Source organism: Vibrio sp. YT-16 (assembly GCF_033337405.1).
GTDB lineage: Bacteria > Pseudomonadota > Gammaproteobacteria > Enterobacterales > Vibrionaceae > Vibrio > Vibrio alginolyticus.
In genome coordinates this window covers 67,633-90,695 of the sequence record NZ_JAWOQQ010000014.1, presented here as the reverse complement: position 1 = coordinate 90,695, position 23,063 = coordinate 67,633, and the positions used below count along the sequence as shown (strand labels likewise).

The 23,063-nt window shown below is 50.7% G+C and carries 27 protein-coding genes; 1 reads left to right on the top strand and 26 read right to left on the bottom strand.

The annotated features are described in order from the left end of the window. Nucleotide 1: 1 nt before the first annotated feature. The 10 genes from traF to R7F07_RS19480 all read right to left on the bottom strand — a co-directional run bounded on the left by traF (nucleotide 2) and on the right by R7F07_RS19480 (nucleotide 8,864). Complete coding sequence (traF, locus tag R7F07_RS19525) at nucleotides 2-1,018, bottom strand: conjugal transfer protein TraF (protein ID WP_000749520.1); 1,017 nt, start codon at nucleotides 1,016-1,018, stop codon at nucleotides 2-4. A gap of 134 nt (nucleotides 1,019-1,152) precedes the next feature. Further along, a complete protein-coding gene (locus R7F07_RS19520) occupies nucleotides 1,153-2,664 on the bottom strand; it encodes a UvrD-helicase domain-containing protein (RefSeq protein WP_000811656.1) in 1,512 nt (503 codons plus the stop codon). 8 nt (nucleotides 2,665-2,672) lie between these two features. After that, nucleotides 2,673-2,951 carry a hypothetical protein gene (locus tag R7F07_RS19515; RefSeq protein ID WP_000101263.1) on the bottom strand — a complete coding sequence of 93 codons (279 nt, stop codon included), beginning with the start codon at nucleotides 2,949-2,951 and terminating at the stop codon, nucleotides 2,673-2,675. Further along, on the bottom strand, nucleotides 2,951-3,991 hold the full coding sequence (locus tag R7F07_RS19510) for a DNA-binding protein (RefSeq protein WP_000101568.1): 1,041 nt from the start codon (nucleotides 3,989-3,991) through the stop codon (nucleotides 2,951-2,953). The genes R7F07_RS19515 and R7F07_RS19510 overlap by 1 nt, the downstream gene beginning before the upstream one ends. 179 nt (nucleotides 3,992-4,170) lie before the next feature. Further along, the gene (locus tag R7F07_RS19505) at nucleotides 4,171-5,046 is read right to left on the bottom strand and encodes a DNA replication terminus site-binding protein (protein WP_001097010.1); all 876 of its coding nucleotides are present in this window, start codon (nucleotides 5,044-5,046) and stop codon (nucleotides 4,171-4,173) included. Between the two features lie 326 nt (nucleotides 5,047-5,372). Continuing rightward, nucleotides 5,373-5,864 carry a hypothetical protein gene (locus tag R7F07_RS19500; RefSeq protein ID WP_000139717.1) on the bottom strand — a complete coding sequence of 164 codons (492 nt, stop codon included), beginning with the start codon at nucleotides 5,862-5,864 and terminating at the stop codon, nucleotides 5,373-5,375. Next, nucleotides 5,861-6,730: a 3'-5' exonuclease gene (locus R7F07_RS19495; RefSeq protein WP_000997323.1), complete on the bottom strand. Its 870-nt coding sequence runs from the start codon at nucleotides 6,728-6,730 to the stop codon at nucleotides 5,861-5,863. The genes R7F07_RS19500 and R7F07_RS19495 overlap by 4 nt, the downstream gene beginning before the upstream one ends. Nucleotides 6,731-6,734: 4 nt before the next feature. After that, complete coding sequence (locus tag R7F07_RS19490; protein WP_000543934.1) at nucleotides 6,735-7,745, bottom strand: tyrosine-type recombinase/integrase; 1,011 nt, start codon at nucleotides 7,743-7,745, stop codon at nucleotides 6,735-6,737. Between the two features lie 2 nt (nucleotides 7,746-7,747). Beyond that, nucleotides 7,748-8,284: a hypothetical protein gene (locus tag R7F07_RS19485; protein WP_000949433.1), complete on the bottom strand. Its 537-nt coding sequence runs from the start codon at nucleotides 8,282-8,284 to the stop codon at nucleotides 7,748-7,750. 298 nt (nucleotides 8,285-8,582) lie between these two features. Further along, the gene (locus R7F07_RS19480) at nucleotides 8,583-8,864 is read right to left on the bottom strand and encodes a hypothetical protein (protein ID WP_000575657.1); all 282 of its coding nucleotides are present in this window, start codon (nucleotides 8,862-8,864) and stop codon (nucleotides 8,583-8,585) included. A gap of 201 nt (nucleotides 8,865-9,065) precedes the next feature. Between R7F07_RS19480 and R7F07_RS19475 the strand changes: the two genes are divergently transcribed. After that, on the top strand, nucleotides 9,066-9,728 hold the full coding sequence (locus tag R7F07_RS19475) for a hypothetical protein (RefSeq protein ID WP_015063586.1): 663 nt from the start codon (nucleotides 9,066-9,068) through the stop codon (nucleotides 9,726-9,728). A 15-nt stretch (nucleotides 9,729-9,743) separates the two neighbouring features. Here the strand turns inward: R7F07_RS19475 and R7F07_RS19470 are convergent, their stop codons facing one another. From R7F07_RS19470 to yfbR, 16 genes are all read right to left on the bottom strand, one after another. Next, entirely contained in the window at nucleotides 9,744-10,166 is a 423-nt protein-coding gene (locus R7F07_RS19470; protein ID WP_002210564.1) for a hypothetical protein, read from the bottom strand. Nucleotides 10,167-10,362: 196 nt separating this feature from the next. Next, nucleotides 10,363-10,662 (bottom strand): hypothetical protein, encoded by a 300-nt coding sequence (locus tag R7F07_RS19465; protein ID WP_011872911.1) that lies wholly within the window; start codon nucleotides 10,660-10,662, stop codon nucleotides 10,363-10,365. 294 nt (nucleotides 10,663-10,956) lie between these two features. After that, nucleotides 10,957-11,229, bottom strand: a complete 273-nt coding sequence (locus R7F07_RS19460) for a MafI family immunity protein (protein WP_000787563.1) — start codon at nucleotides 11,227-11,229, stop codon at nucleotides 10,957-10,959. Next, the gene (locus R7F07_RS19455) at nucleotides 11,226-15,488 is read right to left on the bottom strand and encodes an RHS repeat-associated core domain-containing protein (protein ID WP_001257734.1); all 4,263 of its coding nucleotides are present in this window, start codon (nucleotides 15,486-15,488) and stop codon (nucleotides 11,226-11,228) included. Before R7F07_RS19455 ends, R7F07_RS19460 begins: the two co-directional genes overlap by 4 nt. A 132-nt stretch (nucleotides 15,489-15,620) precedes the next feature. After that, nucleotides 15,621-16,346, bottom strand: coding sequence for a hypothetical protein (locus tag R7F07_RS19450; RefSeq protein ID WP_000988732.1), 726 nt, complete (start codon nucleotides 16,344-16,346; stop codon nucleotides 15,621-15,623). Nucleotides 16,347-16,459: 113 nt separating this feature from the next. Next, a complete protein-coding gene (locus R7F07_RS19445; protein WP_000868821.1) occupies nucleotides 16,460-16,834 on the bottom strand; it encodes a hypothetical protein in 375 nt (124 codons plus the stop codon). Nucleotides 16,835-17,080: 246 nt separating this feature from the next. Beyond that, nucleotides 17,081-17,320, bottom strand: coding sequence for a permease (locus tag R7F07_RS19435; protein WP_000714162.1), 240 nt, complete (start codon nucleotides 17,318-17,320; stop codon nucleotides 17,081-17,083). A 72-nt stretch (nucleotides 17,321-17,392) separates the two neighbouring features. Continuing rightward, nucleotides 17,393-17,716: a hypothetical protein gene (locus R7F07_RS19430; protein ID WP_015058952.1), complete on the bottom strand. Its 324-nt coding sequence runs from the start codon at nucleotides 17,714-17,716 to the stop codon at nucleotides 17,393-17,395. After that, nucleotides 17,658-19,385, bottom strand: a complete 1,728-nt coding sequence (locus R7F07_RS19425) for a toprim domain-containing protein (protein ID WP_000122923.1) — start codon at nucleotides 19,383-19,385, stop codon at nucleotides 17,658-17,660. The genes R7F07_RS19430 and R7F07_RS19425 overlap by 59 nt, the downstream gene beginning before the upstream one ends. Nucleotides 19,386-19,562: 177 nt before the next feature. Next, nucleotides 19,563-19,949, bottom strand: coding sequence for a hypothetical protein (locus R7F07_RS19420; RefSeq protein WP_001077335.1), 387 nt, complete (start codon nucleotides 19,947-19,949; stop codon nucleotides 19,563-19,565). Nucleotides 19,950-20,055: 106 nt separating this feature from the next. After that, nucleotides 20,056-20,202 carry a hypothetical protein gene (locus tag R7F07_RS19415; protein ID WP_001032042.1) on the bottom strand — a complete coding sequence of 49 codons (147 nt, stop codon included), beginning with the start codon at nucleotides 20,200-20,202 and terminating at the stop codon, nucleotides 20,056-20,058. Between the two features lie 204 nt (nucleotides 20,203-20,406). Next, on the bottom strand, nucleotides 20,407-21,258 hold the full coding sequence (locus R7F07_RS19410) for a hypothetical protein (protein WP_000595210.1): 852 nt from the start codon (nucleotides 21,256-21,258) through the stop codon (nucleotides 20,407-20,409). Between the two features lie 74 nt (nucleotides 21,259-21,332). After that, complete coding sequence (locus tag R7F07_RS19405; protein ID WP_000064431.1) at nucleotides 21,333-21,890, bottom strand: pyruvate dehydrogenase; 558 nt, start codon at nucleotides 21,888-21,890, stop codon at nucleotides 21,333-21,335. A 73-nt stretch (nucleotides 21,891-21,963) separates the two neighbouring features. Further along, nucleotides 21,964-22,206, bottom strand: a complete 243-nt coding sequence (locus tag R7F07_RS19400) for a hypothetical protein (protein ID WP_405532174.1) — start codon at nucleotides 22,204-22,206, stop codon at nucleotides 21,964-21,966. After that, complete coding sequence (locus tag R7F07_RS19395; protein ID WP_000184110.1) at nucleotides 22,196-22,465, bottom strand: hypothetical protein; 270 nt, start codon at nucleotides 22,463-22,465, stop codon at nucleotides 22,196-22,198. Before R7F07_RS19395 ends, R7F07_RS19400 begins: the two co-directional genes overlap by 11 nt. Then, entirely contained in the window at nucleotides 22,458-23,063 is a 606-nt protein-coding gene (yfbR, locus tag R7F07_RS19390; protein ID WP_000071870.1) for a 5'-deoxynucleotidase, read from the bottom strand. The genes R7F07_RS19395 and yfbR overlap by 8 nt, the downstream gene beginning before the upstream one ends.

Genomic DNA, 23,063 nt, shown 5'->3' with positions numbered 1-23,063 from the left:
CTTAGTTCTCCTGTAATTTGTCCCGGATGTACTTCATGAGTTGTTCCGGTGGCACAAAGTTGTCTTTATCACCGCTCGCTTGAGATAGCTGTTTGAGGTCAGAGCCCAGCTCTGGTGAGGCCAAGCGTTCGGCTATGTTGTTTTCCAGGTTGAGTACCGGACGTGTACGGTTAAACTCTTCGTCTGTGACCCAACCATTGCGTTTTGCTGCGACCAAAATCCTGTGATTCAGCTCAGGAAGAGACATTGGCCCTTGTCCTATAGGAGCGAACTGACCGTCTGGAGATGCGAGGTAAACAGCAGGGAAAGTTACGATACCAAGTTGTTTGGCATGGCCTTCATCGGTTTTGTAATGGGGGAAAAGCCCACTGGGGAGTGGTTTGCCGTCCATAGATACAGGAATGATCGAGAATCCTTCTCCTTGTTCCAACATCTTGATGAGCGGTGCTTGCAAGTCACTGTAGTCATCGTCGGACTTGTAGAAGAAGAATATCCCTACGCGTTCGGCTACGCTTTTGAGTAGCATGTTTTTGGCGTTACCAGCGTCACGATCAACTTGTTGTGAGGCAAACGTGGCAGCAGGACGTCGAGTAATTTCATCCAAGAAAGGATCACCTACGACCGCCAGCTCTGTAGCATCGGAAAATTGTTCAGAGCGATCTATCGCAAATCGTTGCAAGTAGAGAAACGTCCTGACGTTTTCAACGGTAGGATTGTTCCAAGCAAGGTCTTTGTACTTGGGTAAGTTTTCCCGGAACCATTCCGCTGAGAACATTTCTGGGCCGCTCGGAAGCGGAGCAGCAGGCTTAGGCTGTGTAGGCTTCGCTTCTGCCACAGGCTTTGGTTTGGGCTTTTCGGGTTTTTTCTCTGGTTCTTTGGGCTCTTCCTTGTACCAGAACCAACCCTCTTCCTTTCGCTCATAAAAACCAGGTCTTGTGCCATCTTGAGCCCAAGCCTGGTGTGATGCCCCCAGCGTGAGCGCTGCAAGGAGCAGTAAATTCAAAGGTGATTTTTTCATAGTCTCACGCACGTATTTTCCCATGCTCGATATGGTAGAGGTGGGAGGCGTGAAATTAGGCAGGTGTAAGCGCCCATTTAGGGCGCTTAGAGCGTTTTATTTGTCAACTTTCACATGTGAAAGAATTGACCAAACTATTTGGTCGTGTCCTCTTCAACTTCTGTCGCTTCTGCGGCCATCTTCATCTGCTTCTCGACCATGCGTTTTTGGGTGATGTAGCGGATAACCATCTCGACAGCGCTGTTCAACGCAAGGATTCGCATCGCTCTGGTGGATGCAACGTAGAGCAGGTTTATTTCATCGTCACGGGCCATTGGGTCGAGCTCTGGGTCCAGGACATCCGGAAAGTCGTCATAGAGCTGAACAAAGTCCCACTCCAACCCTTTGCACCGATGAGCTGTTGAGACCGTAATGTCAGCCCCAAACTCTTCTTTGACTGTATTGCGTCGTAGAGTGGTGAGTCGTTCAGGGATTTCATCGTAGCTGTTGATGATCTTGACAGCCCTCATCATCTCAGGGTCTTTGGTCGCCTTCGCTACTTCTTGATACTCGAAGTAGTCTTCATACTCATCAAGCAGTTTCTTATTCTTTACCCGGTCTGGCTCTGCCATCGAAAACCAGTACAAATCCTGGAGCTCATTGATCTGGTAAGCGTCGATTCCACCGACCCAGAATACCTGCGCTCCGGATTCGGTCGCAGAGAGCGCCGTCTCTATAACCCCCATGACGGTTCGGTGAAGTATTGCGCGGTGGCCCACGTCACCTGGTAAAAACATGAGTACCTGATCTGCTGGTCCCCGGCCAACAACAGGTCGTGTTTCACCTTTGAGTTCAAGAAGGGCGTTTGCCACCAGCGAAACGTTGGGGCCAAAGCGGAAGCTATGAGTGAGATAGAGTTGGTCGGCGTTCATGAGCTCTTTGCTATCAAGGGCGTTGTTTGCGCCTCTGAACCTATAGATCTGCTGGTGGCGATCTCCAACCAGGATTACCTTGCAGTTCTGCTGTAGGACGATGCTACTTGTTACGGGGTTAGCGTCTTGTGCTTCATCAAAAAGAATGGTGGTGTACCGGCGAGACAGATTCGGCATCCCGAGCTGATACTGTTTGAGGTAGCAATCGTGTACGGTCGGGAACGGATCTTGAACGTTTGTCATCCGTTTCCATATGAGCTCAGCACCTTCGACCACCTGGATTTGGTATCTCTCCTGTTTGGACGTAAGCACTTTACCCGTATCGGCGCGAGCAAAATGCGTATAAAGAATCCGCATGTCTGCACTACACATAAAGGCGTTGAGCGTATCGAGAATATCTTTGGCAAACGTCCAGTTCTTGGTATTCACCGCTTGGGCAATATCGGTGAGCCTTAGGTTGCCGGAGAGTTTGTGCTGGTAGCCCCTTCCTATAGTGGCGTAGGCAAGCTGGTGGGACGTTTTGCAGTCTACGTTTGCAGGAAACTTTTCTCTTGCCTCGTCGCGGATAGCCCTGTTGTATGCCAAGTAGAGGATACGTGAATCGAGGTTGTTGTGGGCGTACTTCACCAGTGTCGTGGTTTTACCCGTTCCAGCGTAGGCCTTAACGACAAGGCGAGGCCCTTTGTACTGAGTGATCAGTGATTGTTCTGGTGTGTCAGGAGGAAGTTGTTTCATGAGGCCCCCTACGACAAACACATCTGGAGAGTGATGCGCTTCTTTTGTGTCGAGAGGAACGTACTGATCCGCTTTTCTTCTCGGGGGAGGGATACTTCACAATCCAGATCTGTCCACCAGTCTGGGGCTTTACCTTGAGCCACCTCCGTAACCCAACTATGGAGACGGTGTAACCAGCGATAGTCGCCAATAGATGAGGTGGCTAGTGTCATAGCCTCCTCAATCTTGGTTTGAAGAGCCGCAGCTCTGTGTCGCCACTCTTCTGAATATTTAGCCTTTCGCGCCATCAGTTTTCCTCTTTCTTTTTCCCTCCCTTACCAGCTTTAGCGAGCTCTTGCTCCAACCCAGAAATTTTGGTCAGTGCATCATTGAGTCTTTGTTCGAGGCTCTTGGCCTGCTGGTCTTTTTCCTGCAACTGACCAGCCATCATGCCTTTGTCTTGAACAAGAGCGCGAGCTTCTGCTTCGGCGCTGGATAATTTGGCGTCCAGCTTTTCTACCTCTCCAGATAGGCGCTGGCACTCTCGTTCAGCGGATTCGCCATGAGCTTTGGCTGTGGCAAGGGAGTCCTGTGATTGGGCCAGTTTGGCCTGTACATTTTCGAGCTGCTCTTTCAACGATGTTTTTTGTTCCTGAGCGGCCCGGAGCTTTTCTGTCTGCTCTATACTCTTGCCTTTTTGCTCCTCCAACTCACCCTCTGTAGTTGCCAATTTTTGGCTCAAAGAGCGATTTTCGCTTTTAGCTTGCTCCAGGTGATCCTGTGCTCGGGTCAGATCTGCGGCTTTCGCCTCCAGCTTGCCCTCCAACTCAACGATCCGCTTTTCCAGCTTATCAATGTCAGCCAGTGAGCGTTCTAGCTCCGCAGACTTGAGGGATAGCGAGTTTTCTGCCTTACCAAGGGCCGCATCGAGCTCTGATTTTTTGTTGGTGAGAGCTTCAAGTTGTTCCTCCAGTAGCTCAGCCCGTTCGGTGGCATCATTTGCCATGTCCACGGCTTGCTGCATATCTTCCTGGTACTCAATTTCTTTCTGTCGTAGCAGTTCACGCTCGCGCTCAAGCTGTTCATCGGCGCTTGCTTTGGCTACCGTATAGATCTTCTGTAGGAAGAGCTCAGCATCGCTCATAACCGATTCTGGAAGGACTACCTCTACCAGCTCTTCATCGAGGGAGTGTTCCTCTGACCACTGTTTGAGATACGTTGAAATGGTGGTAAAGCTCCCCTTGCCAATGATGTCTCTGATAGCGATGACCGTTGGGCGTTTACCGGCGTCCTTGAGCTTTTGGGCCGCAGCCGCTACATCGTCAAACTCAACCAATTTTCTTGCCATGAGAACGTTCCTTTTAATTTGTAATGTTTACGATAATTACGATAATTACGATAATTACGATAATTACGATAATACGGTAATTATCATAATTATATATCATGCTGCTGTCGATTGGAATTGTTTGTGTGGGACAAAGCCCTTCCGGCTGCGGAAAAGCCTTGTTACGCGGTCACGCTGATTCATCCAGGGAAGGATTCGATAGTGACTCCACCGAAGGTGCCAAGGATTTCCGATGCCGCTTTATCAGATCGAGTTTTGCGTTGTTCTGAGGCGTCAAAGTTACGAAGCAATTTGAGCTGAACATCCTTATCCTGGAGCACGATCAGGGGCATTGGCGCGGTAACGGTTTTGAGTACCCCTGCGGCCATGACGTTTGCCACCGGTTGAACCTTTACTTCCCTTCGCTCCCGGAGATAAGGCTCCGGGGTGCTGGCGATCTTCTGGATAAGCTGCTCCAGGGGAAGTTGATAGTCTGGCCCAGATCGCTCCAGCTCCTCTCTGATGCGTTGCAAAAGCTCCTCTTTTACGGGCTTCTTCAAGGAGTCCTTCCGTTGCCAGGTGAAGCGGATAGAGTCGATGTCGCCATTGGTATAGCACCGAATTTGTCTGTAAAGGTGGAGAGTCATGACACCAGGGCAGTCCGCTCGAAGTGCTTCAAACCTCTCTTGCCTGGTGGGGTACGTCGAGATAATGAACTCCTCGATACCAGCTTTGGCCGCGTTGATGCGTTCAACCGTCGCCGCAATTTCGTCAGCTACACCAATCCTGGAAGGGGAGAACCAGAGTACCCCCACGGTGCGCCTGGCAGACTTCTGCGAATAGTCTGGGTTGATGTGAAGATCTCTGTAGCTGTGCGCTGCCAGCTCAAGAGCTTCGCGCCCAGTTTGTTCAGTTACGACAATCTTGTTGACGGGCTCGTTCTCCATTCCTTTTCCGGTAGGAGGGATGGCCGCAACTTTTGCGTACCGTGGCGGTAGTCGTTTGATAAGAGAGGACAGGTTCGTTAAGTCGCGGCACATGGCCGAGAATTGTTCTGATATGAAGTTTTTAGCCATGCTGCCGCCTATGTGTGGGTTTGTTCTAACAGTTCATTGGTTACATAGTAGACAGATTTAGACCATCATGCAACGAGGGGGAGGGGCAAGAATACGCCTCCGCTTCGCGTCGGCGGGTGCCCTGTTTGACCTTCGTGTGTGAGATTAGATTGAGAAAGAGAGAGAAAAAGAGAGAAAAAGAGAGAAAGAAGAAAAGCGCGGGGCAAGCCAGAAATGTGGCTGAGGGGGACTGCTGGGGTGGGGCTGGCACCCTCTATACCCCACTTTGCATGATGGTCTAACTTTGTGGTTATAGGACGACTTTTAGAGTGCCTAGATTTGCTCGATTAGGACAAATTTCGGTCCATCCACGCTGATTGGCGTAGCAGCGCGATGGCATCAGAAGGGGTAACTTTCCATGCGTTGGAAAGCTGGCGAACTGCGAAGACTGCGAGCTCCATTCGGTCGTCATCATTGATGAAATTCTGGAGCTGGTTTCCTCGCTCACTAAGGATGATCGCAACACCGGCCTTGCCGTTGTTGTAAACCGCAAAGCTCTTATTCTTCGCGTCGCCGTGATAGGAACCCTCAGCCTTGCTACGCAAACCAAAGAGAACGCTGCAAAACGCCGTCAGTTCGCCGCGAGTGAGCTGCACCGTGATCTTGCTTTTCCAGTCTGGGCTGGACCCCGATGCCCTGATCGGCGCAATCTCGATGCTGACCGTAGGATATTCACCTCTGGTTAGCGTGTGTTGCACATTCAGGCCGGTGCGTTTCGCGGGGTCCTTCTGCCAGTCTGAGAAAAATTTGAGACTTTCGCCGTAGGATTGTTCTGTCATTCCAAATTACCTTTGCTTTGAAGCTCCTGGAGCTGGACCACGAGGTCACGTTGGACTTTGGCTATCTCTGTCACCAAGTCGGCGGTGGCAATAGCGTCGGTCGCTGCTGAATGGGCTCGACCTTTCCAGCTCACACCTGCCTCGCAGGTGGCATCCGCAAGTGAGATTGTGCCGTGCCGGTTGGTTGAGCCAAAGGCATCAGCCGCCAGCTTCATCGCGCACAGACAGTTCTGCTCTTGCCACCAAGAGAGTTGGTCTCCAAATGCACTGGCTGTTTGCCTCAACATCCTACTGTCGAAACTGGAGTTAAATATCACCAGATGACGGCCCGACAAAAGCCGGGCGAGAGCTGGCGCAACTTGAGTCCACGTAGGCTCATTCGACAGCTCAGTCTCGGTGATGCCATGAACACCCATTGCCTGAGGGTCTATTTCCACGGTTGGCCGTAATCTGGTGCAGAGGAGAACCGCGCCTCTGATGTCAGTAACAGCCAGCTCGATCACCTGGTCTCTTTCACCAAGTCCGGTCGTCTCGGTATCGAGAACCAGAGGTTCCAGAGCGACCCACCTTTGTGCCATGACAGAGGCCTTTGCCAGGTTGCTACGCATTCTTGCCTTGACCGAAAGGATGGATTGCGCCCTTATTTGCTTTTGTGATGCCGGTGAACAACCCCTTCTCCGCATTGGTTGGCAATCTGCTATCCGGTACACTCCAAATTGGCCACCATACCCGTTTTTGTAGAACGAAACTGGCTCTACTCCTGGCTTAGGCTTCATCCGAAATTCGTCCCTGAGCCGTCCTTTTGAAAAGCACCTATCGGCTTTCATGGCTTCGGCTCTGGCAAGTTCGAGTTCTTCATCATTCATGCTGTTAATCCGCTATATCGAGGCGTTGGCTCGCTCTCTTCAAACGCTCATCGCCGCGTCTGTCATATTTCTGGGTAGTTGCAATGCTTGAGTGGCCCATTGCGTCCTTCACGGTCACAATATCCTCACCGTTATCCAGCATCGAGGAGGCAAAGGTGCGTCGCAGGTCATGGGGCGCAAACATCTCCAGACCGGCTTCAACTCTTCTGGTCTCCAAGATGTGGTAGATGGCCTGATCCGACATCCGCTCTCCAGTCACATCATCAAACCGCCTGATCCTCGGGAATAAAGGCCCTTCATGCGTTCCTCGAACCTCTTCAACCCACTTATCCAGTCTTTTCCATGCGCCACCAGGCACATACGCCATTCTCTCTTTGTTGCCCTTGCCAAGAACCTTGAGAGCGCGGTCCTTGTAGATCATGCTTCCCATGTCCAGCGCAACGATTTCCGAGCGGCGCAAGCCACACCCGAGGAGCACCCCGAGAATGGCCGCATCCCGAAGCCCTTTGGCGCTTGAATCACTTTCACATGTGAAAAAGAGGCTGCGAATCTCATGGCGTTCAAGTGCCCGCCCTTTAGGAAGTCGAGATCCACGTACTGAACGGACTTGCTTAATGTGCTGGAAGCTATCCGTATCAATTTGCTTCATCGTCCAGGCTTCAAGAGCCACCCCTTTGAGCGCTGACAGGTAGGTGTTGATCGTTGCCGGAGCCTTCCCTGCATCCCCCAGCATTTCCAGCACCGCCAATATGTGGTGCCGCCTCATTGAGCTCCATGCACAGTCACGAAGGTTCTGAAACCCGATCATCTTGGCGACAATGTTGAGGAATGAGCTCATGGTCTGCCTGCTTCGCTTTGACCCGAGGCTCACCAGATAGGCGACGGCGGGGTTGTCCTGGATGTTCCGGAGCGAGCTCGATGACGGCAACAGTTCACCGCGAATGCTTTGTTCTGCCGGAACATTTACTTTCGCATGTGAAACTAGCTCTTCCTTGTCATTGTTTGTGTCGTGCAAAGTTACCTCCTAAGCCCGACCGCAACGAGAAGAAAATCCCATATTTTGAGGTGAAGAGGTAGTTCCTCCTCCATATGTTGCGTTTCGTAGCTTTGCATCAGTGGTTCAAACTTGGTTGGATTGCACAGCAATTCGTAAACTGTTCGGTTGGGCTTGGTGATCGGCTTATTCGGAGTGAATCCATGTTTGTTCTGGAGGTACAGCGCTACCGCGCCACTTCTGGATTCTCCGTAATAGCAATGAACGAAGATCTGATCGATACCGCTACCAACCAATCCATCCAGGAAGGTGGACAGCTTTTCAGCCTGGGATGAGTCAATGTAAGAGGCGTAATTCATCCGGAACGCTGCCTTCATCGTGTGGATGGTGTTCTCAGAATAGCCGCCGTCATAGAAGCTATCGCGGTACAACTGCCCCCACTGTCCGAGAGCGGCAGGGGACTTGTCTGGGTCAGTTATGGAGATCATGGCCGCACCGGGAACCGGCTCCAGTCTTTCGGCCTCCGCTTGACTAATGAAAAAGACTTTTTTGCTAAGCATGTCCCATCATCCCCTTACAAGGATGTGTTGCGAGTAGCTCACGCGCCTGACTTTGCCCCTCTTGAGTATCTACAGGAGCGGTCGTATACACACCTCCATGCCGCAAGTCCACAATACTGGTCCGACAGCAAGAACCTACGTTCTGAACTTTATTGTCCGAATCCAAACCAGCAAAAGTATGGCACGGTCCAGGGAATGGTTTCCTGCAAATAGAGCAGCGCTCAAAGTTCTTATCGAGGATTCTCTTTAAAACTTTCTCAAATTTGTTTTTGTTTAACATCGAGTTCTCCACACAAAGTTACTGGCCGAGCATCCCAGCCAAGGTGGTCTGCTGGCCTTCGCTACAAGGTGCAAATCCGGCAAAAGCACCGGCATTAACCTTGAGCTCATCAAAGCGTCCATCGGTGTCCCGGTAGTACACCTTACGTTTTCCAATTCCACCTTCGAGGTTTGCGGCCAACCAGGCGATCACTGCATCAGCATCGTTCGTAACTGATGCTCCCTGATCCAGATCGATAAGTACCAGGTGGGTGTCCGTCTGGAGTGCCACTTCAAAGGTCGCTCTTACATCAAAAATCACTGGTCGCGCTCCTTGTAAAAAGTGGGCATTCAGCACCACCTATCCTATTCCAAAAACTCTACTTTTTCAAAGATACATTTTAATAAGTAGAACAACAGCAAGAGGAACTCAAATTTATTTACCGTAATTATCATAATTACGGTAATACGGTAATTTTACAGATTTGGATGGAATGGTATAAGATGTCTCGCTGGAACATACTTGCTGAAAAAACGCTTAACAACGATAGTGAAAACATCATGTACAGGTGCGAGAGATAATATGTATAAGAGCCTTGAAGATCTGATGGCGGGTATTTACGAGATGGCAGCGCCAGATGGCATCATCTGTAACGAGGTTTCCAAATTCCTTGCGGCCAACCAGGTCAAGCCGGAAGACATAAGCTCTGGGATCTGGTTTTTCCTGTGGCTGAAATCAGCTCCCAAGGATGCGAAGCCAATCCAAAAAGAAATCCCCGGATTTGGAGTTGTTCTCAACATGCCGACTTATGGCGGAACGCTCAACGAAGCAATCACAGGGTTGATCGAGAACGAGTGCCGTCAAATAGAGCTCGCTGAGGGACATCCGAGCCTTGAGGCTTGGGTTGAATCAGTATTAGCCGGTCGAGATGACGGAGAGGAAAATGAAGCTGCGGCCAATATCGTGGATCTGCTTAATGGGTGTCACGACCTACTGGATACAGCAATAATCAATTACCTTTTTAAGGTGGGAAAAATCAACGAGCAAGAGATTTTGTCGCTCATCTATTATGGAGAGCTATGTGACCACTCTCTTGTCGGTACGCCTTTTTCAACGTTACATATCCCGAGTGAAAATAACGTCCACGAACGTAACATCATCCCCATTAAAAAAGGAGCCAGTTAGGCTCCTTTTTGTTACTCAGGGTTTGCTTTGAGAAACAACTTCATTCCAAGTATGCAGCACCTTCGATAGGTGCTGATGCTTTCTGGTGAAGTCCTTATCATCCAAGAGTGCTTTAAATGGCGCGTTCAGGTCACTGCATGTGACGTTCTTGCCGATCACAGACAGGGTATCCTGGAGTGATCCACCAGCAGCATCAAGCCCCATTCTATCGACGGTCTCACTACTCACCATTGCCTGGACAACATTGGTGAATGCCTTTGAGTTGAGCTGCTCAACGCTCAGGGCTGTATTGCATTTCTGCTCAACCGCTTGCTTGTACTGGATGGTGTACTTTGCAGTGATAGGTGACATGGTGTTCATCGCAAGTATGTATGCGTCTACCTCACTGGTCGGTAATGTCGCGGCATAGACTGACGAGCATGATGCGGCTGCGGCCATTATCAAAGTTATTACCTTCTTATTCTTCATTTCTCTGAAATCCCCCTTTAAAATATGGAGCTACAACTCATTTGTACCAATCATAATACTATTGATTTCCAAAAGTATCTCTCTCTACTGACTCTATGATGGCTCGCCTTCCAAACACTTGGCCGCTGGCGGCGGCTGGGCCAACGCCAGAGCCTGATCCACACTATCATCCGCCTGAAAAAAATCTCATTACCTCTGACGGATAAAGAAACAGATTTCCCCCTTTGGCAAAAAACAGATACCAAACAGAAAAAGCCACAGAAAAAACACCTGCAACACACACTTCAAATCTATTTCTTGCAGAGAAATACTTGTAGTGCTTTTTTTCGTATCTCGGGGCTCTCATTTTGACTAGATTTTTCAATGTCAACCAAAGAAAGATAACCCCAGTAGGAAGGATAACTATCACAACCCCAAAGAAATAAATTGTGTATATAATAAAATCAAACCAGTTATTGATTTCCATAAGCCGTCCCCAATGCTGCGCCAATAGCAGAACCATGTGAGCCGTATTTAATCCCTGGATTCCTCATTAGCTCTCTTTAACTTTAATATTTTCCTTAGATTTAAGTATCCATAGATTCCTGAGAACACTCCATACCCCCCCCAAACACCAACGGACAGATATAAGGCGAATTTGCTTAGAGGCCCATTCACATAATTTAATAAAGCGAACACTGCAATTCCTATAAAGGCTCCAGCTAACGGAAATCCAAGCAGATATACTGCTCTATATTTTAAACCGGTTTTTTTCATCTTATTATTTATCTATATGTTTTGAAATCTTATCTACAATGGATGTAGTATCCATATTCATTATCCTCCCTGCTTTTTCAATCAGAAACTCAGCTTCATTTGTTATGTTCTTTGACTCTTCATTAATAATGTCAATGATAGTTTCTAGTGCGATTCCATACTCACCCACATCAATAAATTCTTGCACTTCTATACTTTCAGATTCAGAAAACGAATCAGACAGCACCATAAGCAAAAGATCTAGCGTGGATTCAATTTCTCTATATTCATTTTTCATTTTGGATTCCTTGGTACGTTTGTTGGAAAACCTGAAACAATATCACCATTAGATTCTTGTATTACACGAACATTAATACCTTCTTTAACTGCCTCTGCAATAGTCCTACCACCGCGCCCAGCCTTTCGAGAAACATTTGGATCGGTAGCTATATCGGAAATGACGTGCATAATTTTTTCATCAGACCAACTTTGAGGAAACTCACTTTTTCCAGGCTTGCCTGTTCCTGCTCGATGCCCTCCACCAGTGGCGTCACCATCAAGAATATGCTTACGTCTCTGGGAACTGGCTAGGTCTACAAAATCATCAGCCGTATTTTTAAAAGCGCGTTCCGCAACATTCCCTAGCGCCTTATAGTTGCCAGGCAGGATAATCCCAGCAGCAAAAAGCCCCCCGGAAATCCACTTTTCTCTTGAGGTCGCACAATCACTGGTGATGGTCTTGAAGGTGTCATAGGCGTCCCAAGCGCTCAAGGCAAAGTCTATGGCAACATAAGCCCCCAGAAGAAGCGGCACAAACTCCCCTGTTGGATCTGCATTGCCTATCGGGTTGCTCAGCGCATAGGCATAGGTGTTAATCCCACCAGCCAGCCCAATCGGGTCACTGGTGATGTAACGCCCGGTATTCGGGTCGTAGTAACGCCGCCAGTTGTAGTGGAGCCCGGTCTCCGCGTCGTAATACTGTCCTGGGAACCGCAAATTGAAGGTCGGCCCCTGAGTGGTGATGCTGGCCTTACCGAACGGGCTGTAGCTCGCCTTCCAAACCACTTGGCCGCTGGCGTCGGTTAGCGCCTTCGGGGTGCCCAGATGATCGACGTGGACTTGATAGGTCTGTCCTGACTGAGCAAAGCTCAAGGGGGTGCCATCGAGCCAGATATACTCCGCCAGCACGTCTCCAGTGGCTGCGTCCAGCTCCTCGATGAGGTTTCCTGCCAAGCCGTAAATCAGTAGGCGGGTCTGGCCGTTTAGGGTCTTAGTTACACGCTGATCCAGATGGTTGTAGGTGTAAGCTGCTGTCACTCCAGCGACCGTTGCGGCCACCAGCCGGTTCTGGCTGTCATAGGTGAAGGTATCCGCCCCCTGCTTCGTCAGGTTGCCATTGGCGTCATAGCTTCTGGAGGTTTGCCCAGTCTTCACCAGCCAGTTGTTCATGTAGTTGATGGTGTAGCTTTGGCTCAGGCCATCGGTCGTGATCGAGGTCCTGTTGCCGGTGGCGTCATAGCCATAGCCCAAAACGCCATAGAGCCCCTCAGCAGAGGTGATGCGGCCAACCGCGTCATAACCGAGTGACTGATTGACTGATGAGCTGAGATTGTCGTCTATGGCTGAAATCAACGAGTCTGGCGTGTACCGATAGACCAGCGAATGCACTCTAGTAGCGTCGATGCCGGTGACTCGGTAATTGAGATCCAAAGAGCGACTTTCTGAAATGCCGTTCCATCTGACCATACTGGTGACGGGGCCAAAGGGCGCTCGCTCGATCTGGCTTGCCAGGCTTGTTGTGGTGCCTGCTTGTGTCGTTGCCACCTCGATGACGTCACCGGCTAAATCACGGGTGTAGGAAACCTCACGACCACTGGGATACGTGATCTTCGTGATGAGGCCTGCACCATCGTATTGGTACTGGGTAGTAAGGCTCTGCCCGTGGGTTTCCCAGGTCTCGTAAGCCAACCATCCTTCGGGTGTATAGCCATATCTCCGGACACCGTTGCCATCATCGACTGAGGTCAAGCGGCCCATGCCGTATGGTGAGGTTGCTTCGTCGTACCCGTACAGAATTGGCGATTCGCCAGCGACACCGCTGGATGCCTCGATGATCCGGTTCAGCGCGTCGTAGCTGTAGCTTGTGGTTTGTCCCTTGGCCGTCTTGCGCGTTGCCACGTTACCGGCTTCGTCATAGGTAATGTCGGTGGTGCCGGTGTCCGGGCTCCGGACCTGAGTCACTTCGCCAAAGCCGTTGTAGCTGTAGTAGGTCAGGCGCGAACGAGGGTCGGAGACACGGTAAACATCGCCGGTATCCTTGTAGAGCACCTGCGTGACCTTCCCGAGTGGATCGGTCGTTTGTGTCCGGTGATGGAAGCCGTCGTACTTGTAGGAGTGTGTGTTACCAGAGGGACTGGTCTCCTGTATCAGGTTTGCCACCACATCGTAGGAAAACGATGACTGATTGCTATAGGCGTCGGAGACACTGGAGAGCCAGCCGATTTCGTTGAAGATCCGGCGCTCTATCCAACGGGTCTGGCCCAGCGCATCGAGCAGTCGCTCTTCTACTGGGTTCCCGAGGTCATTGAGCTCAAGCTCGCGCCGGTTGCCCTGTGCATCTGTTTCCGCCACCAGCCGATGTGCAGCGTCGTACTCATAGCTGACGGTTGCACCATTTGGCTTAGTCAGCGAGCTCAGGAGGCCCACAGCATCATAGTTGTAGGCCGTGGTTCCTTCTGGTCCAGTGGAGCTGACAAGTCTTCCTCTGGCGTCATAGGTGAGGGTTTGGGTTACACCGTTGACGCCCTGAATGGTCCCGGCGCGACCGTTCGCGTCGTAGTCACCAAACTGCATCACCTGCCCCAGCGCGTTTGTTGTCCGGATCAGGTTGCCCTGGTCATCGTAGTCAAATGTCGTAACATCGCTGACGTCGGTGCGCGGACCATCAACCGAGGCCAACAGGCTCGGCTTTCCTGTACCAACAGGGGCATAGGTGTAGGTCCATGTCCGGGAAGCGCCCGAGCTGCGATCTGTGACCTTGCGGCTTATCACCCGGAGATGAGTGTCGTAGGTAAGCTCAGTGATCCTGGTTGGTTCCGTGATTTTTGCAGGGAGCGACTTGGAAGGAAGCCAGTCGGTCGTAACCTTGCCCCCATCCTGGTCTATCTGGGTGGTTTCCAATCCCCGGTCGTTATGGGTGAACGTGCGCTTCTGTCCAGCACGATCTGTAATGCTGGAGACGAGGCCTTTGCTGTCGTAGACGTAGGTTTCCTTGCCTCCCACAAAGCCGGTACACGGCGCACCCTCAACAACATCAGGCTTGAGCATCCCGTTGTGACGGCTGTAGGTATATCGCTGAACGTGGCCGAGGGCGTTGGTGACAGAGACGCTTCCGTCAGCGTTGTAGCTTACCTGAGTCTTCTCTGCGCCCCCGGCGTGTTCACTTAGAACTGCCATCCCCTGAGCATCATATCCCCATGTGGCGAAACGGTTGCCGTTCTCGTCCACCAGCCCAGAGAGCAAACCCGGTGCATTCGGGTCATCGTAGAGATAGCTGCGGCTCGTATTGTCCTGGTAGATCACTTCCGCCAGCTTGCCAGCGCTGTTGTACTGGTACTGAATACTGCCACCAGCAGGATCGGTGACACTGACCATGCGGCCATCTTGATGCTGGAACTGGATGTTGCGGCCAAAGCCGTCAGTGATCGAGGATAGCTCTCCGTTCAGATAGCTCAGGGTGATGTGATTGCCGTTGGGCTTCTCGATGCCGGTCAGTCGTCCGGTTTCATCATAGGCCTCGACTACCCCGTCAGATTGAGTGTAACGCCAGCCGGTAGCATCCTTCGTCAAGGTATCATCGGTTTTCCATGTTGGCACCCAGACAGAGGACGAGTTGTAGAACGCGAGTTGTTGCCCTTCTGGCCGGTGCAGGACAACCATGTTCTCACCGTACTTCGAGGCGTTGACCTCGACGCTCCGCGAGTAGGTATGCCGCCAGCCGCCGAGCTCTTCATCAGGAAGGTGGCTATTGTAGTATCTGGTGAATGTGAAAGGGTCGGAGCCTCCGCTTTGATAATCCAGTTCAGCCTGGAACTTGTTGCCGGTGCCAAGATGGATAGGGTTCCCTACACACATGGTCGTTGTTGGTAAGCCGAGATCCCTGTCCAGGAACGGTGTTTTATCCATCTCACCCGGCAGAACATAGGTTGAGCGCCAGTAGACCGTAGCTGGGTCGCCAGTGCAGGTAGTGGGGTCATAATCGCCAGTAGCACCTAGATACTTAAAACAGATCCTGGAGACATAACGGCCATCACCATAACTGGCAACCGGATAAAGCGCATCCCCAACTGGCGTTCCCTTCCCTTGCTCCTCACCAGAGCGATAATTCTTCATGAAGGAATGCGCGTCTATGATGGTGTTGAAGCGCATTTTGTCTACTTCGGTGCTCACGGCTACAACCCGCCATTGTGCAAAAGCAACGCATGGCAAAGTTGCGAGCACCACAACGGCCAATGACCGCAGGTTTCGCATCAGTAAAAGGGAAGGTCTCGATCTCATTTACAGCTCCAGTTTTTATGCTGGAGCTATTTTCAGGTGGGAGAGTCGTTATCAACGACTGCGTTTTTGCCCTTTTAGGGTATGAATACGTGATTTGGAGAGGTTGTGTATTCAGAACAAATGAGAAGCAGGTTACTCATTTCGCTCAAACACTGTGACAAGAACACGTTTTTGGTTGTCGTCGTTGATCACCATCAGGTACTTGAACTTGGAATCTCTATGGCCCCAGACTTCCACGTTATCTACGCGGCCATACTTTCTGGCTTTATGGCGAGCCACTTTCTCGTCAAAGGGTTGAACCTGTAACTCTGGATGCTGGAGGCGACCAACGAGTGAGGCCCACGGTTTTTTAGGGTCTCCAGAGGTTATCCGGGCCTGATACTGATCGATGGCATGTTGAGTAACAAGGACGGGACCAATGGCCGGTGTAGAGATTTCGTCATGGGTTTGAGTATAGGCTTGCTTGTCCACATCGAGGAGCTCAACGTTGCCCTCACCCGGCTCATCCATAAACTCCATGCTCTGCGAAACTTCAATAGTAGCGCCCTTTAAACGTCCAGTGAGGCAAGCCGCAAACTTGAATGCAAACTCCTTGGTGGATTTGCCCAGCGCCAGCTTTTTAATCGCACCTTTGGATACCACCAGCTTGTAACCAGCACCAGCACCTGGCTCTCTGCAAAAAACCTGTTTGTCCAGCGCCAGATAGCGAATGGCTACGAGCTCAGCCAAAAGATCTGCCTCCTCGTTGTCAAAATCAATACGAACATCAAGGATGCCTTTCCGTTTTGTACCAACGCGCCAGAATACAAGGGCTGAATTATTAGAAGTTTTCTTCGAGACAGTAGTCAGTGTCATCATGGTCTATTTCTCCATTATCGGGATAATGGTCGGCATCGCCGCCAGCACCCCTATTCGTTAGGGTTCATTTAGATGCTACCACGGGTTTTAAAAATGCAACCCCTAGTGCCACTCTATTTGTGGTCCCAAGTATTTTTATAAGCTCGGGCTAGGCGTTTCTCTATCACTTCTGACAAATTGCAACCATCGACTTCTGCCAACCGCTTCAAAATCCTGTGGGCTTTATCGCTTATAGTTATGCTTTTACCAACACCATATCCCCTTCTGCGACGTTGCCTAATTGATGTCCCGAGTTTATTGATTTGCTCTGCTGTCAGATATTTATTAATCCATTCAGTGAGTTCTGATGGTGATCGCCCCATGCTGTTCAGGCTGTCCACGGCTTCAAGTTTCTTATCGAATGGGACGTCACGCCAGAAAGCTGGGCGCGAAGCAGCTCTGAGGAGATAGATCGCCGTAGCCTGAGCATCTTCATTGGATACTTTCAAAAAAACACCTTTACCGTTACATGTCACACCAACTTCATCGTGACATGTAACACTTCAAACTGCAAGTATAAAAAAAGGCCAGCTATTGCTGGCCTTTACGTTCATTATCGCAGTTACTCTTTAGGCGTTGTGATGCTTTTTTTCCTTCTGTTTCTCATGGTAGAGATACAGACTGCCGCCAGTGACGACAGTGAAAAAAATGAGCAACCCCAACATGCCTAATGTGAAAGCGTCCATTTGACCCCCTTAGGAATTGCTGACCTTGGTTAAGATTATACCATAGATCCACAGGATAACCCCAATGACCAACACCAAACCGGCTTCTTTGACGGTTATAGTGTCCCCAGATACAGCCAATCCTACAATACCGACACCGATGGCTGTTACGGCGACCTTACGCAGGTCTTCACCGATAGCTCCCAGAGTCTTCTTGTCAGGAGAGAAAAGACGCACAAACCACGTCTTAATACGCAAAAACTTTTTCATGATTACCTCCATAGTTGAAGAGGAGGCGAATCATGCCCGAGAGGGCATGAACACCCCCTCAGGGTTAAAGTTTTAGGCAGACAAAGCTGTTGGCTTCGCCTTGTTCATCTTCATTGAGTTAATGATCTTCGTCGCTTCATCAGCAAACGGGCCAGTAACTTGGATAGGCTCCCTTCTTGCGAAGGAGGCTGTCACCATCATTCTCTGGCCGTGCATCAGATGACGATACCGAGACCGCATAAGCTCAACGTAGGCCGCAGAGTCCCCCTCCCACCCCTCAGGGGGAGAAAAGGGGCACACCGCGTCGTTACCAGGCGTTGTATCAACCTTCGAGACATCAATGACGGCCATACTCAGCTCTCCTTCTCGCAATGAAATCGCGCAGGTAGCGAGCATTCGGGAAACCGAGGCTTCCCTGACTCATCAGGACATCGTTCCAGTCAATCCCTTTCGCTCTGGGCGGGATCGGGAGTTTAGGCAGCAGGACGTACACACGAATGCCGCGCTTCTCCAGCTTGGCTTTCAGCACGTTCGCTGACTTCTCACCAGTCACAGACTTATCTTTGTCAGCCCAGATCAGTACGGTGTGAACACCTTCTGGAACCTCGAAGGACTCCATCAGGGTCGCATTGACCGTTGACCAAACCGGGATTTGAGTGACTCGATAAGCTGACAGGGCTGTTTCCAGCCCTTCTGCAACACCCAGGATACCCTCAGTCGGTTCACCGAGGCGGATGGCCGCGCCATTGACATCCAAACCGTCAGGAATGGGCATCATCTTCTTGGCGTTGCCGACCTTGGCTTTTTTACCGTTTTGGGTGAGATAGGTGCGGTGGAGCGTTACCAGGTTGCCTTCCACATCTCGGATAGCGCAGACGATAGCCGGGAATTTCCCAACTTCATTGCCATCTTCGTCGTAGTAGGCCATAGCCGGATTGAACCGCAGACAGTCTGTTTTTTCTACTTCATCAACCTTGAACAGAAGCTCGCGGTTTTTGAAGTACAGACGCATTGGCTCAGTCACATGACTGGAGAACGGCAAACACTCGTTCCATACCTTCTCGATTTTCTCACGGAGACGAGCACTGTAAGCGCGTTCGCGCTCCATTCTCTTCTCCATTTCTTCTTGGAGCTCAAGCAGCCAAGGCTTAGGTTGTTCACGAAACATCGGAACAACTTTCGGCTTGTTTTCGCTGCTTTGCTCTTCCGGTTGTGTGGCCGCATGTTGTACTTGCGGTGCCGGAGCTTCTACCGTGCGGTTGACCACAGGGGCCGACTCAACATGGTGACTCACCGGCTCAACACCACCGTTCGAGCGAGCGCGGAACTGCGTTACCGTAGCGCCGCGACGTTCCACCAGCCAGGTGTTGCGATGCGTTTGCATAGGTTGTTCTCTCACAACATTCCCCTGCTCGTCCTTAACTTCAACGACGACAGTTACAGGCTCGCGCCCGAGGTTTGTCATGACGATCTCATCCCCATACTTGGCTTCACTTTCACCAATGGCTCTTTCAAGATCCACGCCCCAGATGGTGCGTTCCAAACCGCTCTTGTCACGGATGAAGGCAAAGTAGCTGAGCTCGTTGTCTTCGTTATGCTCATAAGGAGCTTTACCGTGGGCAATCAGAGTACCGGCAATGGATTTTTTACGATTCTTGGAATCGAGAACCTTGTTATTCACCTTCATAGGCTCTTGCTGAACAGGCGCTTTGGCCTGGACAGGAGCTCGTGTCGGTGCAGCGGCTTGTTGATACTGGGGTTGCTCTTTCTCAACGCCCAGATAATCACCAACCTCGCTCAGGCACTGTTTAAAGTCCCAGTTATTGAGCCACATCAGCAGCTCAAAACCATCATGATTGGCACCGCATGTATTGCATACGCCGCCACCAGTCAGGTGGGCATCCTTGAACAGTCGGAAGCCATCTTTCCCGCCGTGGATAGGACAAGAAACATGACGACCAGGTTTACGGAGAGCTGGTTCAAGATGGGGCGCTAGGGCCGCCAGGATGAATAGCCAGTTTCCGTTTGCAGCTTCACGAACGGTGTCAGCTTTGTAGTAAGACATAGGTTTTCTCCTTAGCGTGAACCCCAGCATCGAGGCTTCCTTAAACCCCCGTCGCCAGGGTTTTAAGGAAACCCCGACACCGGGAGAATGTGCCAAGGAGGCTCCCCAGCCGGGGAGAACTCCCCGGCGAGGGGTTTAAAAAGGTCGCCCCCGAAACGGAGGCGAATTTTGTGAATATCACAAGCACAAATGAGTGCCATCTTCCGAGGCCATCATGATTGTGACATCTGCGGTTACAGGATCTGACTTAATCACAACCTCAGTGGGTTTGAAAAAGCCATCTACAGTGGGCATGGGGTAATAAAGACGAATCTTTCCCCAATTCTTGTTGTCGGTAAAAGCGACCTTTGTTTGAGCAACACAAAGCTGCAAAAACATGAAAAGGAAGTCTTCTACCGAGTGCTTACCATCTGCACCAAATACTCCATCGACAATTGCCGGGGTCACTGCCACATTGGTCAGGAAACCAGCTTGTTTACCGATGGAAGATTGGTCCACCAGCAGACCATCATTGATGGCTTGTTGACGGATTTGGGCGAGGTCCAATTTAGCTACTTGGTTCATAAGGTGTACTCCAAAGTTAATGGGTACACCTACCCCGTGCGGGGAAGTGTACCCGCATGGGTTATTGAAAGGTCACGGCCAAAGCCGAGCTTTAAGGTTCCGAGTTTTACGCTGGCTGAATGCGCCAAAGAACGGTCGGAGGAAACGAGTCAGCGACACGCTTCACATTCGCGTAAAGAGTGTCCTTAAAGACACGCTCTAAGCGACGACCACCTTGACGATAAACCAACTTAAAGTCTTGGAATTTGTTCATGGATACCTCCAGAAATAACGGGAGGTATCTCCAGCAGGAGATAGACTCCCGCAGGGATTAATAAATTAACGTTAATTTGCTGTTTGTTTTTGGCGACCAGCTATCGCACGCTTTCGCCCTCAGGGAGGACAAAATCTGCTTACTGATGGCTTAACCATGAGTAAGAAGACTTGGGAAGTAAAGCAGGGGTTTCCCCCTGCCTTGTTATGCCGCTTTGAGGTGGCGAGAGAAAAAGTCCCTGGTTTGCTGGATAGCGCCCCGGAGAAGTTCTCGTCTGTAGCCAGCGTAGCTCTTGTCATCACTGGCAACGGTCAAGCCGTGCAGACTCTCTTCACCCAGGACAATCTCGTTTTCACGAGAGAGTACCTCAACACGTAGGCCAAGCACTCGCTCTTTCCCTTCCAGGATAGAACAAATTGTTTGGTCTCTTACTTCGTCATCCCAGTGGCCCATATCGAAATCCCGCTCAGGGAGTTCAGTAACACGCACCAGGTAGTTTTCAGTGGCCCGTTCCCAAACCACTTCATCTTCGCATGGAGAGGCCTCGATCAGCGAGTACCCGTCCGCTTCGAGCTTCTTGGAAAGACTTTTTACATCATCCGCCAGCTCCAGCACAAAGCGTTCCCAGAGGTCTTGCCAGCGCTCGACCATATCCTGGTTAATCCCTTCAATGCCGGTGCCAATCATGGAATCATCATCAGGGAAGATCCCTGTGAAGTCCACGTTGTCGTCGATGTTCATGCAGTTCCAATGGCTGTAGTGATGCCCGTGACTATTCCGAGTAATGGACAGGTCACAGGAACCATATTCGCGGAGGACAGAAAGCATATTCTCAATGTCTTTCTGTGCCATCAGGTTCTTCACGCGGCTGACAGCATCCACTTGGCCGGGCTCAGTGCTGAATAGGCGATTCATGAGAGCTTTGACGTCATCAACGCTCAAATCCCCGTAGAAGGCTACGCCATCCCCCTGGCAGTATCCGAGACTGTACTCAATCGTCAGATCATCCGGGTATCCACACTTAACCAGTTCGTTTTGAAAATGCTGTTTAATCATTGGTATCTCCTTAATTTCAGAGGGAGACACCATCCCCTCAGGGACCGATGTCCCCCGTGGGGTTAATGTTTGGGTTAAGAAGCCTTGCGGTTTAATTCAGTATCAAATCGAGGACCTTTGAGAACCGCAGTTTTCATAACCTCGAAGTTTCTTGGGTAACGCAGCTTTGAAACTGCGCCAGCTCGGATGTCGGCAGCCTCACTTGGAGAGACTAGCCTTAACCCTTCGCTGGTTTCAGCGTAGAACCAACCGGCATAACGCTCATAGGCATTCTGCTGGTACTGTTCAGTCGCCATATTCTTCCGGATCGCCTCTGTTAAGGCCTCAACAACACCGTCATCTTTCGTGATGATGTTGAAAACATGAGAGACGGTCAGGAAGTTCCCAAAGAAGCAGGCTGCCCCAAGCCAAGGCTGGAACATTTCGCCATTTCGCCCCGTCCTCACCATTGGTTCAAACGGGTATGGGCGATAACAGTGATACTGCTCAAACATCGGGTCAAGAACGTTGTCACCCAGGACATCCAGTAAAGTCTGAATGCTGTCCGGGTCTTGGCCTGCCCACTTACTCCCATTGCTGAGAATCAGTGTTTTACCGTCAGTACGCTCCAGAGCTTGTTCAAAGTTAGACATAGTGCATTCCTTTTGGTTAGGACGCACCACACCCTCTCGGGATGATGCGCCCGAGTGGGTTAGTTGAGAAGGCTTAGCCGTCAAGTCCGTAAATTACGGCGGAGCCGGGCTCCATCTCGACAACTTGTGCGCTTCCTTCTTCTATCAGCTCCTGCATGTAACCAGACTCAGCATCCGGATTACGTTCGCAGTGTTCGTCCCAGCGTTTCAAAAGCCCTTCTGTGGCTTGTCCGTGGGTCTCACCAAGGCCGATAAACTCATAGTGTCCTGTGTTTACGATGATCACCACCATAGCTAGTGCTCTCCTACAGGTCACTTGGTACATACAGGTCATCTTTGATGGCAGAAAAATCGACAGGAGACTGGTCCCCATAGGTTCGATTCACGCCACCAGCATCATCGACACTGACAAAAACCGTGCGGAGTAAACCGCTGGGCTTTGCAGGGTAAACGATGCTGACATGCTGACCTTTGTACTGTTCTGACAAAGTGCTTTGAAGCTCATCAACCGAACGGAATTTCCGGTCGCGGCCAAAGTCCTTAATCTTGATGTCGCCAGGGATTGGATTAGTCATCGTTACCCCCTGCCAGCAGTTTATCTACTGAATGGCCGAGTCCGTTACCAAACCATTTGTCCAGAGCGTCGATTTCCGGGAAGTCCGATTTCACCTGAGCAACAACACGTTCCATTTTGCTGAGAGCATCCTGGAACTCAAGGCCATTACCTGCGGCCACCTCAAGTTTGCACTTGATGTAAGCGGAGTAGGTATCACAGGCCTTAACCAGTGATTGTTCATAGCCACCGGGAGCGAAGGCTATGGCGACTGCATCCTGGAGTTCTTCGGGAAGAGTCTGGATGAGTTTGTCCTCTGCGGCCTTTTCCAGTCGTTCAAACTCACGCTGCAAAACAGCGTTTGCTTTCTTGACCGGTGTTACAACATCCGAACAGAGAACCTCGGCTGCATCATGCAACGAAGCATGAGCAAGCATGACTGCCAGATCCACCGACTTCCCTTGCTGAATGGCAATATTGCCAGCCAGGTAGGAAAGCAGGGTAACAACAGCGCTGTGTTCCAACACAGACTCCGGTTGAACAGAGTGCATCAGTGACCAGCGTTTGATCAGGCGTTGGCGCAAGGCCAGAGCTAGAAAGCCGAAATTTGAATTAGACAT

Excerpts from the sequence above, each read along its gene's own strand:
- R7F07_RS19515 (WP_000101263.1), bottom strand. The coding sequence starts at position 2,951 with ATGGCGCGAAAGGCTAAATATTCAGAAGAGTGGCGACACAGAGCTGCG.
- R7F07_RS19500 (WP_000139717.1), bottom strand. The coding sequence starts at position 5,864 with ATGACAGAACAATCCTACGGCGAAAGTCTCAAATTTTTCTCAGACTGG.
- R7F07_RS19465 (WP_011872911.1), bottom strand. The coding sequence starts at position 10,662 with ATGGAAATCAATAACTGGTTTGATTTTATTATATACACAATTTATTTC.
- R7F07_RS19425 (WP_000122923.1), bottom strand. The coding sequence starts at position 19,385 with ATGTCTTACTACAAAGCTGACACCGTTCGTGAAGCTGCAAACGGAAAC.
- R7F07_RS19420 (WP_001077335.1), bottom strand. The coding sequence starts at position 19,949 with ATGAACCAAGTAGCTAAATTGGACCTCGCCCAAATCCGTCAACAAGCC.
- R7F07_RS19520 (WP_000811656.1), bottom strand. The coding sequence starts at position 2,664 with ATGAAACAACTTCCTCCTGACACACCAGAACAATCACTGATCACTCAG.
- R7F07_RS19395 (WP_000184110.1), bottom strand. The coding sequence starts at position 22,465 with ATGACTAATCCAATCCCTGGCGACATCAAGATTAAGGACTTTGGCCGC.
- R7F07_RS19505 (WP_001097010.1), bottom strand. The coding sequence starts at position 5,046 with ATGGCTAAAAACTTCATATCAGAACAATTCTCGGCCATGTGCCGCGAC.
- R7F07_RS19430 (WP_015058952.1), bottom strand. The coding sequence starts at position 17,716 with ATGCTCGCTACCTGCGCGATTTCATTGCGAGAAGGAGAGCTGAGTATG.
- traF (WP_000749520.1), bottom strand. The coding sequence starts at position 1,018 with ATGAAAAAATCACCTTTGAATTTACTGCTCCTTGCAGCGCTCACGCTG.
- R7F07_RS19495 (WP_000997323.1), bottom strand. The coding sequence starts at position 6,730 with ATGAATGATGAAGAACTCGAACTTGCCAGAGCCGAAGCCATGAAAGCC.
- R7F07_RS19435 (WP_000714162.1), bottom strand. The coding sequence starts at position 17,320 with ATGAAAAAGTTTTTGCGTATTAAGACGTGGTTTGTGCGTCTTTTCTCT.
- R7F07_RS19415 (WP_001032042.1), bottom strand. The coding sequence starts at position 20,202 with ATGAACAAATTCCAAGACTTTAAGTTGGTTTATCGTCAAGGTGGTCGT.
- R7F07_RS19405 (WP_000064431.1), bottom strand. The coding sequence starts at position 21,890 with ATGTCTAACTTTGAACAAGCTCTGGAGCGTACTGACGGTAAAACACTG.
- yfbR (WP_000071870.1), bottom strand. The coding sequence starts at position 23,063 with ATGTCTAATTCAAATTTCGGCTTTCTAGCTCTGGCCTTGCGCCAACGC.
- R7F07_RS19450 (WP_000988732.1), bottom strand. The coding sequence starts at position 16,346 with ATGATGACACTGACTACTGTCTCGAAGAAAACTTCTAATAATTCAGCC.
- R7F07_RS19410 (WP_000595210.1), bottom strand. The coding sequence starts at position 21,258 with ATGATTAAACAGCATTTTCAAAACGAACTGGTTAAGTGTGGATACCCG.
- R7F07_RS19485 (WP_000949433.1), bottom strand. The coding sequence starts at position 8,284 with ATGCTTAGCAAAAAAGTCTTTTTCATTAGTCAAGCGGAGGCCGAAAGA.
- R7F07_RS19460 (WP_000787563.1), bottom strand. The coding sequence starts at position 11,229 with ATGAAAAATGAATATAGAGAAATTGAATCCACGCTAGATCTTTTGCTT.
- R7F07_RS19470 (WP_002210564.1), bottom strand. The coding sequence starts at position 10,166 with ATGGCCGCAGCCGCATCATGCTCGTCAGTCTATGCCGCGACATTACCG.
- R7F07_RS19510 (WP_000101568.1), bottom strand. The coding sequence starts at position 3,991 with ATGGCAAGAAAATTGGTTGAGTTTGACGATGTAGCGGCTGCGGCCCAA.
- R7F07_RS19455 (WP_001257734.1), bottom strand. The coding sequence starts at position 15,488 with ATGAGATCGAGACCTTCCCTTTTACTGATGCGAAACCTGCGGTCATTG.